Here is a 16,090-nt window from a genome sequence, read left to right as displayed (position 1 = left end):
TCGCCTCATACCGCTCCCACGTCCGTCGCACCCGCTGCGAGAACGCCTGCGGGGTCGGTGTAGTCGACCTCGACGAAGACGCCGTCTCGGTGTTCGAACGATGTGATGCTCGACAGGGCGCAGCGGCGCTCCCGCGGGTCATGCGGCAGGCGGCCGTCGCCGAGCGCGGAGTGAACCATCCAGATCGGCAACTGGTGGCTGACGAGGACAACATCTCCAGACGGTGTCGACTCCCAGACATCGCGCACAGCGTCGAGCATGCGGGCAACGATCGACACGTACGGCTCGCCCCAGCTGGGTTTGCGCGGGTTGCGCAGCGCGACCCAGTTGGCGGGGTTGCGCAGCGCGAGGCGCATGACCGTGCCCTCGAAGTGGTTTGTCGGTTCGATGACCCTCTCGTCGGTCTCGATCGGAATACCGAAGCGTCCCGATATCGGGACGGCCGACTCCTGTGCGCGTTGCAGCGGGGATGCCAGCAATCGCGTGATCTCCCTGCCGCGGCTGGCGAGGTCGTCGGCTGCGGCGGCCGCCATCTGTTCACCGAGTTCGGAGAGACGGTAGCCGGGGAGGCGTCCGTAGAGCACGCGCAAGGGATTATGCACCTCGCCGTGTCGGACGAGATGAATCTGACTGGCTACCACACGTCCCAGTCTACGTATCGTAGAACTCGGCGAAGTACCGGGGGCCTGCGCCCGGTACTTCTCGCAGGAATCCGTCAGATTGGACCGCTCGCGTAAGCTAGACCCTCGTGACCACACGCGTATTGATCAAGAACCTGGCCGACCTCCCTGAGGGCCCCGTCTCCGTCTCCGGATGGGTCGAGACCGTCCGTGATCAGAAGAAGGTCCAGTTCATCGTGCTCCGCGATGAGTCCGGCGCTGCTCAGCTGGTCAATCCGGCCGTTCGCGAACTGAACGACGAGGATGAGGCATCCGCGACGAAACTCGCCATCACCGAATCCATCTCGGCTCTGGCCCACGGCTCGTTCATCACCGTCACCGGCACGCTCAAGCATGACGAACGCGTGAAGCTCGGCGGGCTCGAGATCAAGCTCGAGTCGCTCGATGTCGTCGGAGAGGCCCTCCCCGAGACGCCGATCGCCGCTGACTCCAGCCTCGACAAGCGCATGGACTGGCGTTTTCTCGACCTGCGCAACCCGAAACAGAACCTCATCTTCCGTATCCAGACCACGTTCGAGCACGCGCTCCGCAGCTACTGGATCGACAACGACTTCATCGAGCTGCACACACCGAAGCTCATGGCCTCCGCCAGCGAGTCGCGCGCCGAACTGTTCGAGATCGAGTACTTCGACACCAAGGCCTACCTCGCGCAGAGCCCGCAGTTCTTCAAGCAGATGGCCCAGCCGGCCGGCTTCGGCAAGGTCTTCGAGGTCGGGCCAGCGTTCCGCGCCGACCCGTCGTTCACCTCACGTCACGCGACCGAGTTCACGTCGATCGACTCCGAAGTGAGCTGGATCGACTCGCACGAAGACGTCATGCAGCTGCACGAGGACCTCATCGTCGCCGGGTTCACCGCCGTTCAGGCCAAGCACGGTGACGAGATCAAGGCGCTGTTCGACCTCGAGGTCACCGTCCCGTCCACCCCGTTCCCCCGCATCCCGCTCGCAGAGGCGAAGCGCATCGTCGCCGAGCGCGGCTATGAGGTTCCCCGCGCAGACGACGACATGGACCCGGAAGGTGAACGCCAGATCTCCGCGTATGTCGCCGAGACGTTCGGCCACGAATTCGTCTTCCTTACCGACTACGCCTCGAGCATCCGGCCGTTCTACCACATGCGCCATGACGGCGACGCGTCGATCACGAAGAGCTACGACCTCATCTTCAACGGTGTGGAGATCTCCACGGGGGCACAACGCGAACACCGTGTCGACGTGCTCATCGAGCAGGCGAAGGAGAAGGGTCTCGACCCGAAAGAGCTCGACTTCTACCTCGACTTCTTCCGTTATGGCGTGCCGCCACATGGTGGTTTCGGCATGGGCCTCGCCCGTGTGCTCATGCTCATGCTGCACGAGACGTCGATCCGCGAGGTCACCTACCTCTTCCGCGGCCCCACCCGCTTGCTGCCGTAGAGGGCACGCGAATTCACGCGTTCCGGACGGATTCACCCGGCGTAACGCGTGAACCGGGCCGGAACGAGTGAAACGGCGCCCCGCTTGCCGCCACGGCCCGCTGATCGAGTAGACCGCTTGCCGCCACAGCCCGCTGATCGAGTAGGCCGCCTGCCGCCACAGCCCGCTGATCGAGTAGGCCGCTTGCGGCCGTATCGAGATCCGCCTCCCGCAGCGAGGATCTCGATACGCTCCTTCGTCGCTACTCGATCAACGGCTGCGCGGGTCAGACCTCGACGTCGACGGCGACCCGGTCCTCGCGCACTTCACCGATGTACTTGCCGACCCGCTGGTGCTCCGGGTGCACCGAGTAGCGCTCGAGCGCGTCGGCGTCGTCGAAGTCGGCGATGAGCACGACATCCCAGTTGACTTCCGGGAACAGCACATTCTTGCCGACCTGCAGCGCACGGATCTCGGGGATCAGCGCGGGCAGCTCGTTCATCTGACGGGCGATCTCGGCGGCGTGTTCGGACTTGGTGGCGTCATCCGTTGCGGCGAGTTTCCAGCAGACGATGTGGCGGATCATGTGAGCTCCAGGAGTGCGTTGGTCAGGCGGACCGGGTCGATCCGCCAGTAGTTGTGGACCCGCCCGTTGATGAGCAGGACGGGGATCTCTTCAGCGTATTTCGCGTTCAGCTCCGCGTCGTCGAGGATCGAAACCTCGTCGAGGGTGAGTGCCGGAGCATCCGGTCGCGATGAAAGCTCGTCCATCACCCGCGTGACGACCGTGCGCGCGTCATCACAGAGATGACAGCCGGGTCTGCCGATGAGGGTGAGGGATGCCGTTTCCACCGCCCCAGCCTAACTACTCGAAGTGCGCGACGAGCGAATCAACCACCCGGTGCCAGTGACCGAGCATCATGCGACGTTCTTCGCGGTCGGCGAGTTCCTCGTGCGAGATCTCGATCGTCGCGCCCGCGGCGGACTTGCTGACGGTGAGCTGCAGGGCGGTGTCGTGCGGCCAATCCTCGGGCTGCCAGGTCAGGCGGACGTGCTTCTTCTCCTCGAAACCCCGGATGGTGCCGCGGACGCCGTCGTTCGTGCGGTAGCGCACGCCTTTCTTGGCGGGCAGCTCGTCAATGTCGCCGAGCCACATCGGCAGTCCCTTGCCGAGGAGGTAGGCCCAGACTTCGGCTACCGGCGCTGCGACGGTCTTGCGAACGCCGACGTTCCAGCCGGCATCCTTGCTGTGCCCTGTGGTGTCGTTCGATTCGCTCATGTACTCGAGCTTAATGCTTACAATTCTCGGACGAGACCGATGGCACTGGAGGCATCATGACCCTGGCACACGTGAACCCGTCGACCATGCACAGGAGCCCGTACTTCTCGCAGGCAACTCTCGTCGACGGCGGCAGGCTTCTGTTCATCGGGGAGCAGAACGGGGTGGATGCCTCCGGGGAGATCGTCGAGGGAGGTGCCGGAGCGCAGGCGGCCCAGGCGGTCGAGCAGGTCAAGGCGGTCCTCGCCGATGTGGGCGCTGACACCTCAGCTGTCGCCAAGCTGACCGTCTACTTCTCGAAGGATGTGACGCTCGACGAGGTGTTCGGGCCCGCGATCGAGCGTTGGGGCACACAGCCGACCGCGATCACGGTGCTGCAGGTCCACGCTCTCGGCCGGGCGGGCGCTCTCGTGGGCATCGAAGCGGTTGTGAGCCTGCCGCCACTCGACGCCGTCGACCACACGCTTCCCAGCTCCGTGGTCGGCGGGTTCCAGCCGGCGCCGACACCGGGCGAGTAGCGCCGCACGCTGAACAGGAACAGCCTGTCGGCAAGGGACCGTTTCTGCTGTTGAGCGCGCATGTCGCGCAACATCGCCCGTCGAGCGTCGCGGTCCGGGGCGGTTAGCCCGCTCGACACGCCCGTTCTGGGGAAGGGCCGCGGGGACGCCAAAAAGCGCCAGTCCGAAAGGCCTGACGCTTAACTGGTGCGTTGCTGCTTACTTCTTGTTGCGACGCTGGTGACGAGTCTTACGAAGCAGCTTGCGGTGCTTCTTCTTCGCCATGCGCTTACGGCGTTTCTTGATTACAGAACCCATTAATTACCTCACAAAGGTTGGCCGTGGCCGCGAATGCCACGGCCGGCAGAAAAAAATGCCTCGGAGCAGTCTAGCTGATCCTCGAGGCGCAAGCTCCCACGCCGGAGTCACGCGCTGTCGGCGACGACGACGACGGGCATGGATACCACATGGGCAACCGCCGACTCCGGAACCCGAAACGACCGCCCGAACCGGATGGCAGGCAATTCTCCCGCGTGCACCATGCGGTAGACCGTCATTTTGGACACACGCATCATCTCGGCGACCTCGGCAACAGTCAGAAAACGAACGTCTTCCAAACCATTGGTCATAATGACTCCTGAAGGGGGCGTGGCCGGTGATGTGTCGCCCACTTTAGCTCCCACGAGCCGACGGTGTCGAGGGATCGAGCTACTACTTGCCCAGCTTCTTGCTGACGGCCTGCACGGCCGAGGAGACGCGGTGGGTGGTGTCCGCGACGGCGTGCCCGATGGCATCCGCCATCTGCTTCGCCTGGTCGGTCAGCGCTGCGTGCTCACCCAGCCCGACGGCCTCGGCGATGTCGAAGTCGACGCTGAGGAACGGGATGAGCCAGTCCTCGACCGTTTCGAGCGGGCTGTACTCGAGCCGGTAGTAGCGGTGTTGCCCCTCCTCACGCACGGCGACGAGGCCCGCTTCACGCAGAACCTTGAGATGTTTCGACACCGTCGGCTGGCTGAGGCCGAGTGCGGTGACAATCTCGGAGACGCTCGTTCCGCCGTGCGAGATCGTCGAATCACTCTCGTACCGGTCGAGGAGGATCTGCAGTATGTCACGCCGTGTGGCATCTGCAATCACGTCAAAAATGTCAGCCATGGCACAAGGCTAGTGACTCTCAGCACGGAGTACCATGACAACGGTCCCAAACCAAGCCAAGAACGGGGGAACCGTGGCAGGCAGCATCACCGACGCTCGGCCCCACATCCTCGTCCGCTCCGGTTTCGCCCGGGTGCGCGAGTTGATCGACAATTTCACCGGCGAATCTCCATCGCGGTTCGCGATCCTGATTTTCTCCGCGCTGATCCTCGTCTTCACGCTGCTGTTCTCGCTCCCCATCGCGTCAGCGGACAGAACGTGGACTCCCCTGGCTGACTCCTTCTTCACGGCGGTTTCCGTCATCTGTGTCACCGGGCTTTCGACGGTCGACATGGCGACGCACTGGTCGGTCGTCGGCCACATCCTCGTCTACATCGGCGTGCAGATCGGTGCGGTCGGTGTCCTGACTCTGGCCTCCATCCTCGGCATGGTGATCTCACGGCGCCTCGGCCTGCGGGCGAAGCTCATGGCAGCGAGCGACTCCAACCCGATGCGCGGGCACCGCGGGCCCGTCGCCGAAGGCCAGGCCGTCCGGCTCGGTGAGATCGGCAGCATGCTCGCGACCGTGGCCCTGAGCCTCGTCGTCATCGAGGTTGCCATCGCGATCCTGCTGTTCCCGCGGATGCTCATCGACGGCATCCCGCTCGGCAACGCCATCTGGCACAGTTTCTATTACTCCGCCATGGCGTTCACCAATACCGGGTTCACGCCGAACGCGGAGGGACTCGGAACGTTCGCCAACGACTACTGGTTCCTGTCGATCCTCATGGTCGGCGTTTTTCTCGGCGCCCTCGGCTTCCCCGTCATCTATGCCCTCAAGCGCCACCTCTTCCACACCCGGTTCTGGTCGTTGCACGTCAAGCTCACCGTCGTCACCACGCTCGTCCTGCTGTTCCTCGGTGCCGGGGTCTTCGCCTTGCTTGAGTTCGACAATCCGGAGACCTTCGGCGGTCTCAACGCCAGCGACACGGTGTTCCAGTCACTCTTTTTGTCGATGATGACGAGGTCGGGCGGGTTCGCGTCGATCGAAATTTCGGACCTGAACGGTTCCAGCCTGCTCGTCGCCGACATGCTCATGTTCATCGGTGGCGGTTCCGCGTCAACAGGCGGTGGTATCAAGGTGACGACACTCGCGGTCATCTTCCTCGCGGCAATGGCCGAGGCGAAGGGCAGCCCCGACATGGAGGCCTTCGGGCGCCGGGTTCCGCCAGACGTTCTGCGGGTCGCGCTCAGCGTCGTACTGTGGGGCGCCACCATCGTGGCGTTGTCGTGCATCACACTGCTTCAGCTGACGAAAGCGCCGCTCGACCATGTGCTGTTCGACGTCATTTCGGCTTTCGGCACCGTCGGGCTCTCCACCGGCCTCACTGCGGACCTCGACGACCCGGCGAAGTATGTGCTGGCCATGACAATGTTCCTCGGCCGAGTTGGTACAGTGACTCTCGCTGCGGCCGTTGCCGCGACGACGAGCTCCAGGCTCTACCGGAGACCCGAAGAAAGGCCCATTGTTGGTTGATCGGATCAAACACGACGCCCCCGTCCTCATTATCGGGCTCGGTCGCTTCGGAGCAGCGTGCGCGGGCGAACTCGACAGGCTCGACCGTGAGGTCCTCGCCATCGACGAGGGTGCCGAGCTGGTGCAGAAATGGTCAGAGCGGATCACACACACCGTTCAGGCGGACGCGCGAAACATCGAGGCCCTCAAGCAGGTCGGGGCGCAGGACTTCTCCATCGCCGTGGTCGCCGTCGGATCGTCGATCGAGGCCAGCGTTTTGATCACCGCCAACCTTGTCGACCTCAAAATCCCGCAGATCTGGGCCAAGGCGGTCTCACAGTCGCACGGAAAAATCCTGGCCAGGGTCGGGGCAAACCATGTCATCTACCCGGAAGCCGAGGCCGGTGAACGTGTCGCCCACCTCGTGAGCGGCCGGATGCTCGACTTCATCCAGTTCGACGACGATTTCGCCCTCGTCAAGATGTACCCGCCGAAACCCATCCGCGGACTTCCGCTCGGGCGGAGCGGCGTTCGTTCGAAGTACCGCATCACCGTCGTCGGCGTGAAATCACCGGGAAAACCGTTCACCTACGCAACGGCGGACACCGTCGTCACAGACCACGATCTCATCATCGTGTCCGGCACAACGGGCGACATCGAGAAGTTCGCGTCCCTGACCAGCTAGGGACACAACCCGCCACCGCCTGGTCACCCGTTTCGGAGGAAAGCATCCGGCGCACCGGGTGAGCGCGTGCGAAACAGGTGACGCCCCCGCACGTGGGTCAGGCGCCGGCCGCGAGTTCCTTCGCCCGCGCCAGGGCGGCATCCGTTGCCTCATCGAACAGGCGTTTGAGGTTCGCCTGCTGCAGGACGGCAACCGCGCGCTCGGTCGTCCCCTTGGGACTCGTGACCTGGATGCGCAACTGCTCGGGCGTCTTATCGGACTGGGCGAGCAGCTCAGACGCACCGAGGAAGGTTCCGTTCACGAGCACGGCAGCCTGCTCGGCGGTGAACCCTTTGGACACGGCGGTCTTCGTCAGTTCCTCGATGAGCAGGAAGACATAGGCAGGGCCGGAGCCTGAGATCGTGCTGAGGGCGTCCAGCTGGCTTTCGGGCACCTCGACCACTGTGCCGACGGTCTCGAAAACGGTACGGGCGAGAGCAAGGTCCTCCTCGCTCGAGCGCGTGCCGGCCGACAGCCCGGTGACGCCGCGGCCAACGACGGCCGGGGTGTTGGGCATCGAGCGAAGCACTGAGATGGTGTCGGGCAGAAGCGACTCGAAGGTGGCCACAGTCACCCCGGCGGCGACGCTGATGACGATCGTGCCAGGCTCGAGGGCGTCGGCGATTTCGCGCAGCAGGTCAGGCACCATGGCCGGCTTGACCGCGACGAGGACGACGCCGGCGCCGGCCACAGCGGTGCGGTTCGCGTCGGGCTGGTCCTCGAGTGCGAGCGAGGTGACCCCGGGCAGCTTCGCCAGCTCGTCGGCCTTGGCTCGAGTCCGGTTGGTGACGCGGACGCCTCCAGGGACGGCCACTCCCGGCTGCAGCAGCCCTGACAGGATCGCCGACCCCATCGAACCGGTACCGAGAATCGCAATACTGGGGATCGTTCCGTCGTCGCTCACCCTGCCAGTGTATGGGTCACTCAATCGCGGCCGGGGGAACCACCGTGTGGCCTCTGATTTCGTTCACCGGTGACAAGATCGTTGGCGGAGCTCACCACGGGGAACCCGCTCGGGACATCCGGTCCGATCTCACCGGTGATCGTGAACACCGCGCTCGCTCCAGCGACGAGGGTGACCAGTCCGCGATCGACGGATGCCGCGGCATCCAGCCTGTCAGCCTGGATCACGATGTCCTTGACGAGCGACATCGCCGTCACGGTCATCCGGAGCCCGGTCGGTGTTGCCTCCGTCGTGACCGTCAATGCTTCGGATGACGGGCGCAGCGCCAGGCCGGGATCCTCCACGAAGTACCAGAACGCCGGGGTTGCCTCGCATGCGGTCGCCGAGATGAATTCGGTCGAAGCATCCGTCGCCGTGATCACCCGCGACTCGAGGTCGACACAGACGATGCCGCGCGGCTCGATGTCGACGTCGACGACCTGGCTGGCGATCTCGGTCCCGTCGAGGGACTGGTGGCTGACACGAACGGTGTCGCGCCACCGCTCGGCTGAGTCGTTGTGGGCGAGAAGGGTCGGCCGGCCGTCGCGTGGCTGAATGGTGAGCAACCGGTCGGCGTATGCGTGCTTGAGCGCGTGCCATAACGGTTTGCGGTGGCCGGCATAGTCGACGGCGGCCCAGGAGATGACCGGCCAGTTGTCGTTGAGCTGCCACATGATCGACCCGCTGTTCAGCGGCGTCAGGGAGCGGAAATGCTCGATCCCGAACCGCAGTGCCCGGGCCTGGTTGAGTTGCGTCGCCCAGTGCCATTCCTCGATCGAGCGCGGGCTGGGCAGGTGCTGGCCGAGTCCGCGGTCGAGTTTGAGGTTGCCGTCCGCGGCCTTCTGGTGCACGAGCATCTGCTCGCCGTACGGATCGAGTGGCTCGTCGTGAACGGATGCTGTGAGCGTCGACCACGCAGGCGGCCCCTGGAACCCGAACTCGCTCACGAATCTCGGCCGGTACTCGCCGTAGACGGTGTAGTCCTTGTCGTTCCAAACATCCCAGATGTGGCTGGTTCCGTGGCGGGGGTCGTTCGGGTGCGCGTACCGCGTGTACGAGAACGGGCTCCCTGGCGAGTACGGAGTCGTGGGGTCCAGTTCGGCGACCAGCGCAGGCAGCAGATCGAAGTAGTACCCCTCACCCCACGTTCTTTCGCCGAGTTCGCGACGCCAGTCCCACTCGAGGTAGCCCCAGATGTTCTCGTTGCAGCCGTTCCAGAGCGCGAGGCTGGGATGCGCGCTCAGCCGCGTGATGTGCTGACGGGCCTCCGCTTCGACCTCACTTCGCAGCGGGTCCTCCTCCGCGTATGCGGCGCAGGCGAACAGGAAGTCCTGCCAGACCAGCAAGCCGAGCTCGTCGCACGCGTCGTAGAAGTCGTCGGATTCGTAGAGGCCACCGCCCCAGACCCGGAGGAGGTTCAGATTGGCGTCGACGGCATCCGCCATTCTCGCGCGGTAGCGTTCGCGGGTGAGCCGCGTGACGAAAGCGTCGTCGGGGATCCAGTTGGCGCCCCGGATGCCGATCACTGTCCCGTTCACCGTGAGGTGGAACCGAGAGCCGTGTTCGTCCGGTGCGGTGTCGAGCACGACGGTGCGAAACCCGACGTGGCCCGTCCAGGCGGCATCGCCAGCGGCCACGTCGACGCGATAGAGCGGCTGGTCGCCGTACCCGCGTGGCCACCACAGGGCGACACTTCCGGCGTCGACGCTGACGACGGCATCCGTCTGGCCCGGGGCTGCTCGTACAGTTTCGGTGCGGCCGTTCACGGTGACGGAAACGTCGGTCGCTGTGGCGCCGGCCGCCCATTCGAGCGCGACATGGGCGGTGAGGATGCCGGTGCTCCCGTCGGTCTCGGCCAGGGGCCGCACCGAGGCGATGCGCGCTCCGGACCACGAATCGATTCCGATGGACTTCCAGATGCCGGAGCTCGAGACATCGATGCCCCAGTCCCAGCCGAAGTTGGACGCCATTTTGCGGATGGCGTTGAAAGGATGGTGCATCACCGTCGGTCGTTCGCCGAGGAGCGCCTCCTGCTCGCGCGCGAATTCGATCGGCGATCGGAAGTCGACGGTCAGCTCGTTCTTCCCTTCTCGAAGCAGTGCGGTGACATCGAAACGGTAACCGCGGTGCTGATTCCTGGTGCGGGCGACCTCCCTCCCGTTGAGGGTGACGGTTGCTGCGGTGTCCAGCCCGTCTGCGACGAGGTCGTGACGCTCGGCGTTCTTCGCCGTCCAGGAGAACGTTGTGCTGTATCGCCAGTCGCAGTACCCGATCCAGGCCTGGGTCTTCTCGTTTGCGCCGTCGAACGGGTCGGCGATGAGCCCGGCGGCGAGCAGGTCGAGTTGCACTTCGCCGGGTACCGCAGCGGGAATGTCGCGGTCCGCGACGCCCGCATCGACCGGGCCGGCGACCGCGCGGAGTGCCCAGCTCGTGGCATCGGAGTTCAGTGAGATGAGTGTCATGTGGAGGGTCTCTTCTTTCGGATCAGGGCCGTTGCTGCGGGGCAGGCGTCGTCAACCATGCCGCTCGTGGCCGTCGCCACGGCGGGCGCGGCTTACTCCGCCTCTGCGTGCCTCCGGTCGAGGTCGGCCTGCAGCTGCGTGATCCTGGCCTGCTTCTCGTGAAACTCGATCTCACGCTCGACCCTCAGAAGTTGTTTCTCCGTGGGTTCGGGGCGGCTGGCTGCTGGGGCCTGCGACCACTGGTCCGGATGCTCGCTGGCCGTCGGCCGGACGGTGAAGATCTCCCCTGGTGGCTTGCTGTATTCGCGGCCGATCAGGAACCACAGCATGCTGCCGATGAGCGGCAGGAAGACGACCAGCAGTACCCAGACCGTCTTCGGCAGGTGCTTCACCTGCCACTCGGATCGGGTGCTGATGTCGACGAGCGCGCCGACGACGAGAAGAAGAGTCACGACCGATACGACGACGTACATGCGGCACAGTCTATTGAGGGCACGGCAGCTCGTGCCAAGACCCCACAGTGGAGCCCGGGAGTGCGCCCCGACCGTAGGATGAGGGGCCGACACGCGGATCGTCGACCTGGTCCGCTCCCGTTCGCCTGGAACCTCGAACCTGGACGACTCATGCCCCCACATTCCACCCGCCTCTCGATCGACGGTGGCCAGACCGGAACGCGCCTGCGGCTCAGCAACTCCGCCGGCATCCTCTCCGAAACCGAGGGGCCAGGCGTCCTCACCGACCGGCCGGTCGTCGACCAGCTCACCGAACTCGCCGGCCGGTTGGCGGATGCCACCGGGTCGCGCATCGATGAGCTCGCCGTGGGAACGTCCGGCCTGACTCCGGCCGCCGCCAATCCCGAAGCCCTGCTTGCAGCCACCCGCGGGATCGGCGTACAGCGAGTTGCCCTCGCTCACGATTCGGTCACCGGTTACCTCGCCGCCAACGGCACCGAGCCGGGCGTCATGCTCGCGGTTGGCACCGGCGTCGTCGTCCTGGCGCTGTCCGAGTCGAGCGTGGCGAAGGTCGACGGGTGGGGTTCGCTGCTCGGCGACGCAGGCAGCGGATACTGGATCGGACGGGCTGGGCTGGACGCGGCGCTGCGCGCCTTCGACGGCCGTGCCCCACATTCGATCCTCGAAGCCACCGCCGTCAAACGATTCGGGCCTCTGGACGAGGTCTACATGGTGGTGCAGGCGGACCCGAAGCGGGTTTCGCTCATCGCTTCCTTCTGCCGTGACGTTGTGGATGCCGCGGCCGCGGGCGACGAAACCGCCGGCGGCATCGTCGCCGCAGCGGCCGGTGAACTCGCGCACTCGGCGGCGAGCGCCTTGCGGAGCGTCGGCTGGCAGCCTGGCCAGTACGCCAGAGTCGGCGCTGTCGGCGCGCTCGCGACCCAGGCCATCCCGGTACGGGACGCCCTGGTCGCAGCGCTTGCCGCCCGCGCCCCAGGGGCGTCCCTGGAAAAGCCGCTCGGCCGGCCACTCGACGGTGTGCAGGCGCTTCTCGACCTCGCCCCGTCGCATCCGCTTCACCCGTTTGTCTACACCGCCCACACCGGCTCGATCACTCCCTGAACTTCCTCGCAGAAGAGGGAGATCGACAGTGAGCACGCGGCAGCAGGGCAATCGTCGCGGCATACCTCGCAAACTTGGGGATAGCGGTGACGAAATTTATCGCGTCTCTCTTCTCAGGATCGTCGTCGATGCTGGCTGAGAGCGTTCGGTGGCCGACTCTGACAACCAGTTGCTGCTTCTGCTCGGTGGACGCAAGGCCAAAACGTGCGGCAGACACGCAGCATCCCTTCGGCTACGGCTACGGCTACGGCTAGGGCTAGGGCTAGGGCTAGGGCTTACGGCTACGGCTACGGCCAGGAACGCTACGTTCACGCGTTCGTCGTCTCGATCATCCTGTTCTCGGTCAGTGGGGTGTTCTCCATTTACGAGGGCATTCACAACGGTCTCTTCAGCGATCACGGCCGCCATCGAGAACGGCGGCGAGATCGAGAGGCTCATCCAGATGAAGACGCTGTACCTGGGGCCGGACGAACTCCTCGTAGCAGCCAAGCTCGCATTCTCAGCCGATCTGCCGCTCGACGTCGTCTCCGCCCACATCGACGCCATCGATCAACGTATCCGCACCGCTGTGCCAGCCGCGCGAGTGATCTCGATCCGGATGTCGACCGTCACGCATCCGCAGACGCTCCTGCGACAGAAGCGATCGTGCTCACGAGCGAGGACTGACGCTCGTTCCGCACTATGGAGCCGTATGGCTCGTACTTCTCCCGGGAGCGTGGTAGGCATGAGGCATGACGCCGCAGTTGAGTATTACCGGGGACCCCGACGCTGACGAGCTGCTGTCGGCGGACCCCCTGGCTCTGCTGATCGGCATGCTGCTCGACCAGCAGGTGCCGATGGAGACGGCGTTCGCGGGGCCGGCGAAGATCCGCGACCGTCTGGGATCCTTCGACGCCGCGTCGATCGCAGAACATGACCCTGAGGCTTTCGTCGAGGTGTGCCGCACGCCGCCAGCCGTTCACCGCTACCCCGGCAACATGGCCGGCCGAATCCAGGTGCTGTGCCGCAGCCTCGTCGCCGAGTGGGGCGGCGACGCCTCCGCCCTGTGGACCCGCGGCGCCCCCGATGGGCACGAGGTGTACCGGCGGCTCACCGGGCTTCCCGGCTTCGGCGAGCAGAAAGCCCGCATCTTCGTCGCGCTCCTCGGCAAGCAGTATGGTTTCACCGGTTCCGGATGGCGTGAAGCCGCCGGCTCGTACGGTGACGACGGCAGCTTCCGCTCCGTCGCCGACATCATCGACACCGAGTCACTCTCGCGCGTGCGGGAGACCAAACGGGCGGCGAAGGCCGCCGCGAAGAAAGCGACCTGAATACCGAAAAGAGAGCGGGACCCGATGGCCACACGAATGCTGGTCGGTGTCAAGAACTTCGACACAAGCAGGACGGCGGTACGCTGGGCCGCCGAGCGTGCCAAGTCCCGCGGCCTGGGACTCCATCTCGTTCACATCGTCGACGAGGGGATGCGTCGCGCAGGCAGCGCAGGACTTCTGGAAGCCGCCCGCTCCGACATCGGGCAGATGCTCGCATCAGCGGAGGAGCTGGCGCGGACGGTGGCTCCTGGACTCGAGGTGGCGTCGGAAACGCGGGTGGGTGACCCTCAGGCGGACCTGATCGCCCTCTCGCGGGATGTCGAGATGGTCGTCGTTGGCAGCGACTCGACGGGCCAGGACACCTCGCGCAGGCACGGCAACCGCGGTTTCCGCATCGCGGCAGCGAGCACCACTCCTGTCGCTGTCGTCCCTGCCGTCGATTACTCCGGCAGGTCCGGCGTCGTCGTCGGGGTGGACGGTTCACCAAGTTCCGAGCACGCGCTGGTGTTCGCCGTCGAGGAAGCCGAGAGGCTGGGGCAGCCCCTCATCGCCGTGAATGCCTGGCCCAACCCGGTTGTCTACGGCTACGACCTCGCTTTCCCGGTCGAGTACGTCGAGGACCTGACAGAGATCGGCAACCAGACCCTCGCCCGTGCGCTTGACGGGGTGATGGGTGCCCACCCGAACCTTCAGGTCCGCCGCATCGTTGCGGAGGGCGACCCGGTCACCGTCCTCTCCGAGGTGGCGGAGGATGCCTCACTCATCGTGGTGGGCAGCCACGGCCGGGGTGCCGTCGCCCGTTTCCTGCTCGGCTCGGTGAGCCATGGGGTCCTCGCGCGACTCTCCGCGCCGACGGTGATCGCCCGCTGAGCTCTCAGCGCGGCCGGCCGGAGGAACGGAAGAAGTCCGTCAGAAGCGACGAACAGGCATCCGTTTCGACACCGGCGACCACCTCGACCCGGTGGTTGAGCCGACGATCCCGCAACACGTCGTAGACGCTGCCCGATGCTCCCGCCTTCTCATCCCACGCGCCGAAAACGACCCGGGGAATCCGCGCTGCGAGGATCGCTCCAGCGCACATGACACATGGTTCGAGGGTGACGTAGAGGGTCACGTCCGTGAGGTGCCAATTCCCTGATGCCGCAGCCGCGGCCCGAATCGCTTCGACCTCCGCGTGGGCGGTCGGGTCTTTCCTCGCCTCGCGGGCGTTGCGCCCGGTCGAGAGGAGGAGCCCGTCGGAACCGACGATGACGGCACCGACAGGGACGTCTTCGGTGATCAGCGCCGCCTGCGCTTCGTCGAGGGCGCGGAGCATCCACCTCTGATCGACGGGGTCGATGGGCAGCGGCATCCGGGCCTCCTGTTCTGCCGAAAGCCTATTGGACGCGTGGTTCAGAGCGGGTTCAGCGTTCTCAGCGAACAGTACCCACCCGCACCGGTGGATCCGAACCTTTCGTCGACGGGGGATCGGACCGCAGGCGGTAGGTTTGAACCATGCGAGTGCACGTAGCGGACCATCCCCTGATCACCCACAAGCTGACCGTGTTGCGGGATCGGACCACACCGTCGCCGGTGTTCCGCGCCCTCACCGAGGAGCTTGTCACCCTGCTCGCCTATGAAGCGACACGGAATGTGCGCACCGAGCCGGTCGAGATCGAGACCCCGGTCACCACGACGATGGGCCTGGCGATCAGTCAACCGCGACCCCTGGTCGTGCCTATCCTTCGCGCCGGACTCGGCATGCTCGAGGGCATGGTGAAGCTTCTGCCGACCGCTGAGGTCGGTTTCCTCGGCATGGTGCGTAACGAAGAGACGCTCGAGCCCGCCACCTACGCGGAGCGCCTGCCCGACGACCTCTCCGACCGGCAGTGCTTCGTCCTCGACCCGATGCTCGCGACCGGTGGGTCGCTCGGTGCGGCGATCGAGTTCCTGTTCGCCCGCGGAGCCGTCGACGTCACTGCCATCTGCCTGCTCGCCGCGCCCGAAGGAATCGCTGCGCTCGAGAAGGCGACGGAGGGCCGCGACGTCACGATCGTCCTGGGCGCCATGGATGAACGCCTCGACGAGAACGGCTACATCGTTCCGGGTCTCGGCGACGCCGGTGACCGCCTCTACGGGCTCGTCTAGGACGACACCCTTTTTCACCCGCCCGACCACACCCTCGGCAGATCGTGCCGTCGCCCGCTTCGTAACTGCGCGACGGATGCCACGGCATCCGCTCCGCAGAAGCGTTCCATTGCCAGGAAGGGTCGGGTTCCGGCGAGATCTCCAGCCGCTTCTGGCAATGTAGCGCACGCTGCTGCGTCGATCCGGGCCCCGGCACCTCACGCAGGTCCTGCGCCGCGTCGCCACCACGCGAATCGCATCGACAGAATCTGTGCCTCTTCCACGGATTCGATGCAGAAACTTCTAAATCTGGGGTTTTATCGTCATCCGGTGCAAAGATTTGACACACTTCGACGCGGTGCTGTTAACTTCTCGACATGACTGATAACGCCTTCCCCTTGAGCTCCTTCGAGCCTCGTGGAACTGCCGGCATGATGATGGCCGGCAGCGCAGGCATGTGTTGTCGAATGTGTCGCTAAC

20 protein-coding genes are annotated in these 16,090 nt (G+C 65.4%); 9 read left to right on the top strand and 11 right to left on the bottom strand.

The genetic code is table 11. The features are described 5' to 3' along the window. Positions 1 to 5: 5 nt before the first annotated feature. Positions 6 to 641, bottom strand: coding sequence for a histidine phosphatase family protein (locus tag JWP90_RS05720; protein ID WP_297360912.1), 636 nt, complete (start codon positions 639 to 641; stop codon positions 6 to 8). 107 nt (positions 642 to 748) lie between these two features. Between JWP90_RS05720 and aspS the strand changes: the two genes are divergently transcribed. Then, entirely contained in the window at positions 749 to 2,089 is a 1,341-nt protein-coding gene (gene aspS / locus JWP90_RS05715; RefSeq protein WP_297360909.1) for an aspartate--tRNA(Asn) ligase, read from the top strand. Between the two features lie 265 nt (positions 2,090 to 2,354). Here aspS and JWP90_RS05710 read toward each other — a convergent pair whose 3' ends face one another. The 3 genes from JWP90_RS05710 to JWP90_RS05700 are packed head-to-tail and all read right to left on the bottom strand — an operon-like array spanning position 2,355 to position 3,347. Continuing rightward, positions 2,355 to 2,654 carry a Dabb family protein gene (locus tag JWP90_RS05710; protein WP_297360907.1) on the bottom strand — a complete coding sequence of 100 codons (300 nt, stop codon included), beginning with the start codon at positions 2,652 to 2,654 and terminating at the stop codon, positions 2,355 to 2,357. Next, the gene (locus tag JWP90_RS05705) at positions 2,651 to 2,920 is read right to left on the bottom strand and encodes a glutaredoxin family protein (protein WP_297360904.1); all 270 of its coding nucleotides are present in this window, start codon (positions 2,918 to 2,920) and stop codon (positions 2,651 to 2,653) included. Before JWP90_RS05705 ends, JWP90_RS05710 begins: the two co-directional genes overlap by 4 nt. Before the next feature lie 13 nt (positions 2,921 to 2,933). Further along, positions 2,934 to 3,347 (bottom strand): SRPBCC domain-containing protein, encoded by a 414-nt coding sequence (locus tag JWP90_RS05700; protein ID WP_297360901.1) that lies wholly within the window; start codon positions 3,345 to 3,347, stop codon positions 2,934 to 2,936. 56 nt (positions 3,348 to 3,403) lie between these two features. Between JWP90_RS05700 and JWP90_RS05695 the strand changes: the two genes are divergently transcribed. Beyond that, positions 3,404 to 3,865: a RidA family protein gene (locus JWP90_RS05695; RefSeq protein WP_297360898.1), complete on the top strand. Its 462-nt coding sequence runs from the start codon at positions 3,404 to 3,406 to the stop codon at positions 3,863 to 3,865. Positions 3,866 to 4,063: 198 nt separating this feature from the next. Here the strand turns inward: JWP90_RS05695 and JWP90_RS05690 are convergent, their stop codons facing one another. The 3 genes from JWP90_RS05690 to JWP90_RS05680 all read right to left on the bottom strand — a co-directional run bounded on the left by JWP90_RS05690 (position 4,064) and on the right by JWP90_RS05680 (position 4,996). Next, positions 4,064 to 4,162 carry an AURKAIP1/COX24 domain-containing protein gene (locus JWP90_RS05690; RefSeq protein ID WP_003792170.1) on the bottom strand — a complete coding sequence of 33 codons (99 nt, stop codon included), beginning with the start codon at positions 4,160 to 4,162 and terminating at the stop codon, positions 4,064 to 4,066. A gap of 107 nt (positions 4,163 to 4,269) precedes the next feature. After that, positions 4,270 to 4,473: a helix-turn-helix domain-containing protein gene (locus tag JWP90_RS05685; protein ID WP_297360896.1), complete on the bottom strand. Its 204-nt coding sequence runs from the start codon at positions 4,471 to 4,473 to the stop codon at positions 4,270 to 4,272. A gap of 82 nt (positions 4,474 to 4,555) precedes the next feature. Beyond that, positions 4,556 to 4,996 carry a helix-turn-helix transcriptional regulator gene (locus JWP90_RS05680; protein ID WP_297360893.1) on the bottom strand — a complete coding sequence of 147 codons (441 nt, stop codon included), beginning with the start codon at positions 4,994 to 4,996 and terminating at the stop codon, positions 4,556 to 4,558. A 34-nt stretch (positions 4,997 to 5,030) separates the two neighbouring features. On the opposite strand from JWP90_RS05680, the gene JWP90_RS05675 reads away from it, so the two are divergent. Together JWP90_RS05675 and JWP90_RS05670 are read left to right on the top strand one after the other, a co-directional pair. Beyond that, entirely contained in the window at positions 5,031 to 6,512 is a 1,482-nt protein-coding gene (locus JWP90_RS05675) for a TrkH family potassium uptake protein (protein WP_297360890.1), read from the top strand. Next, entirely contained in the window at positions 6,505 to 7,176 is a 672-nt protein-coding gene (locus JWP90_RS05670) for a TrkA family potassium uptake protein (RefSeq protein WP_297361062.1), read from the top strand. Before JWP90_RS05675 ends, JWP90_RS05670 begins: the two co-directional genes overlap by 8 nt. 97 nt (positions 7,177 to 7,273) lie before the next feature. On the opposite strand, the gene proC is transcribed toward JWP90_RS05670, so the two are convergent. The 3 genes from proC to JWP90_RS05655 form a co-directional block, all read right to left on the bottom strand. Beyond that, a complete protein-coding gene (gene proC, locus JWP90_RS05665; protein ID WP_297360887.1) occupies positions 7,274 to 8,119 on the bottom strand; it encodes a pyrroline-5-carboxylate reductase in 846 nt (281 codons plus the stop codon). A gap of 20 nt (positions 8,120 to 8,139) precedes the next feature. After that, the gene (locus JWP90_RS05660; RefSeq protein WP_297360883.1) at positions 8,140 to 10,620 is read right to left on the bottom strand and encodes a glycoside hydrolase family 2 protein; all 2,481 of its coding nucleotides are present in this window, start codon (positions 10,618 to 10,620) and stop codon (positions 8,140 to 8,142) included. 92 nt (positions 10,621 to 10,712) lie between these two features. Next, positions 10,713 to 11,093, bottom strand: a complete 381-nt coding sequence (locus JWP90_RS05655) for a PLD nuclease N-terminal domain-containing protein (RefSeq protein WP_297360881.1) — start codon at positions 11,091 to 11,093, stop codon at positions 10,713 to 10,715. 150 nt (positions 11,094 to 11,243) lie between these two features. Here JWP90_RS05655 and JWP90_RS05650 point away from each other — a divergent pair, with 150 nt between their 5' ends. From JWP90_RS05650 to JWP90_RS05640, 4 genes are all read left to right on the top strand, one after another. Beyond that, a complete protein-coding gene (locus JWP90_RS05650; protein ID WP_297360878.1) occupies positions 11,244 to 12,194 on the top strand; it encodes an N-acetylglucosamine kinase in 951 nt (316 codons plus the stop codon). Between the two features lie 86 nt (positions 12,195 to 12,280). Next, entirely contained in the window at positions 12,281 to 12,448 is a 168-nt protein-coding gene (locus JWP90_RS13170; RefSeq protein WP_367182675.1) for a hypothetical protein, read from the top strand. Positions 12,449 to 12,925: 477 nt separating this feature from the next. Continuing rightward, positions 12,926 to 13,504 (top strand): HhH-GPD-type base excision DNA repair protein, encoded by a 579-nt coding sequence (locus tag JWP90_RS05645; protein WP_297360875.1) that lies wholly within the window; start codon positions 12,926 to 12,928, stop codon positions 13,502 to 13,504. 24 nt (positions 13,505 to 13,528) lie between these two features. Then, entirely contained in the window at positions 13,529 to 14,374 is an 846-nt protein-coding gene (locus JWP90_RS05640; protein WP_297360872.1) for a universal stress protein, read from the top strand. 4 nt (positions 14,375 to 14,378) lie between these two features. Here JWP90_RS05640 and tadA read toward each other — a convergent pair whose 3' ends face one another. Continuing rightward, a complete protein-coding gene (tadA, locus tag JWP90_RS05635; RefSeq protein ID WP_297360869.1) occupies positions 14,379 to 14,855 on the bottom strand; it encodes a tRNA adenosine(34) deaminase TadA in 477 nt (158 codons plus the stop codon). Positions 14,856 to 14,998: 143 nt separating this feature from the next. Between tadA and upp the strand changes: the two genes are divergently transcribed. Beyond that, the gene (gene upp / locus JWP90_RS05630; protein ID WP_297360866.1) at positions 14,999 to 15,631 is read left to right on the top strand and encodes a uracil phosphoribosyltransferase; all 633 of its coding nucleotides are present in this window, start codon (positions 14,999 to 15,001) and stop codon (positions 15,629 to 15,631) included. Positions 15,632 to 16,090: the final 459 nt, after the last annotated feature.

This window comes from Mycetocola sp., assembly GCF_025464835.1.
Taxonomy (GTDB): domain Bacteria; phylum Actinomycetota; class Actinomycetes; order Actinomycetales; family Microbacteriaceae; genus Mycetocola_A.
Note: the sequence above shows the minus strand (reverse complement) of the source record. Positions and strands in the feature narration are given on the sequence as shown.

What these genes read in the sequence shown, in the direction of transcription:
- tadA (WP_297360869.1), bottom strand. Translation starts at nt 14,855, where the DNA reads ATGCCGCTGCCCATCGACCCCGTCGATCAGAGGTGGATGCTCCGCGCC.
- JWP90_RS05700 (WP_297360901.1), bottom strand. Translation starts at nt 3,347, where the DNA reads ATGAGCGAATCGAACGACACCACAGGGCACAGCAAGGATGCCGGCTGG.
- JWP90_RS05680 (WP_297360893.1), bottom strand. Translation starts at nt 4,996, where the DNA reads ATGGCTGACATTTTTGACGTGATTGCAGATGCCACACGGCGTGACATA.
- JWP90_RS05660 (WP_297360883.1), bottom strand. Translation starts at nt 10,620, where the DNA reads ATGACACTCATCTCACTGAACTCCGATGCCACGAGCTGGGCACTCCGC.
- JWP90_RS05690 (WP_003792170.1), bottom strand. Translation starts at nt 4,162, where the DNA reads ATGGGTTCTGTAATCAAGAAACGCCGTAAGCGCATGGCGAAGAAGAAG.
- JWP90_RS05640 (WP_297360872.1), top strand. Translation starts at nt 13,529, where the DNA reads ATGGCCACACGAATGCTGGTCGGTGTCAAGAACTTCGACACAAGCAGG.
- JWP90_RS05650 (WP_297360878.1), top strand. Translation starts at nt 11,244, where the DNA reads ATGCCCCCACATTCCACCCGCCTCTCGATCGACGGTGGCCAGACCGGA.
- JWP90_RS05710 (WP_297360907.1), bottom strand. Translation starts at nt 2,654, where the DNA reads ATGATCCGCCACATCGTCTGCTGGAAACTCGCCGCAACGGATGACGCC.
- JWP90_RS05645 (WP_297360875.1), top strand. Translation starts at nt 12,926, where the DNA reads ATGACGCCGCAGTTGAGTATTACCGGGGACCCCGACGCTGACGAGCTG.
- upp (WP_297360866.1), top strand. Translation starts at nt 14,999, where the DNA reads ATGCGAGTGCACGTAGCGGACCATCCCCTGATCACCCACAAGCTGACC.
- JWP90_RS05695 (WP_297360898.1), top strand. Translation starts at nt 3,404, where the DNA reads ATGACCCTGGCACACGTGAACCCGTCGACCATGCACAGGAGCCCGTAC.
- JWP90_RS05675 (WP_297360890.1), top strand. Translation starts at nt 5,031, where the DNA reads ATGACAACGGTCCCAAACCAAGCCAAGAACGGGGGAACCGTGGCAGGC.
- JWP90_RS05655 (WP_297360881.1), bottom strand. Translation starts at nt 11,093, where the DNA reads ATGTACGTCGTCGTATCGGTCGTGACTCTTCTTCTCGTCGTCGGCGCG.
- JWP90_RS05685 (WP_297360896.1), bottom strand. Translation starts at nt 4,473, where the DNA reads ATGACCAATGGTTTGGAAGACGTTCGTTTTCTGACTGTTGCCGAGGTC.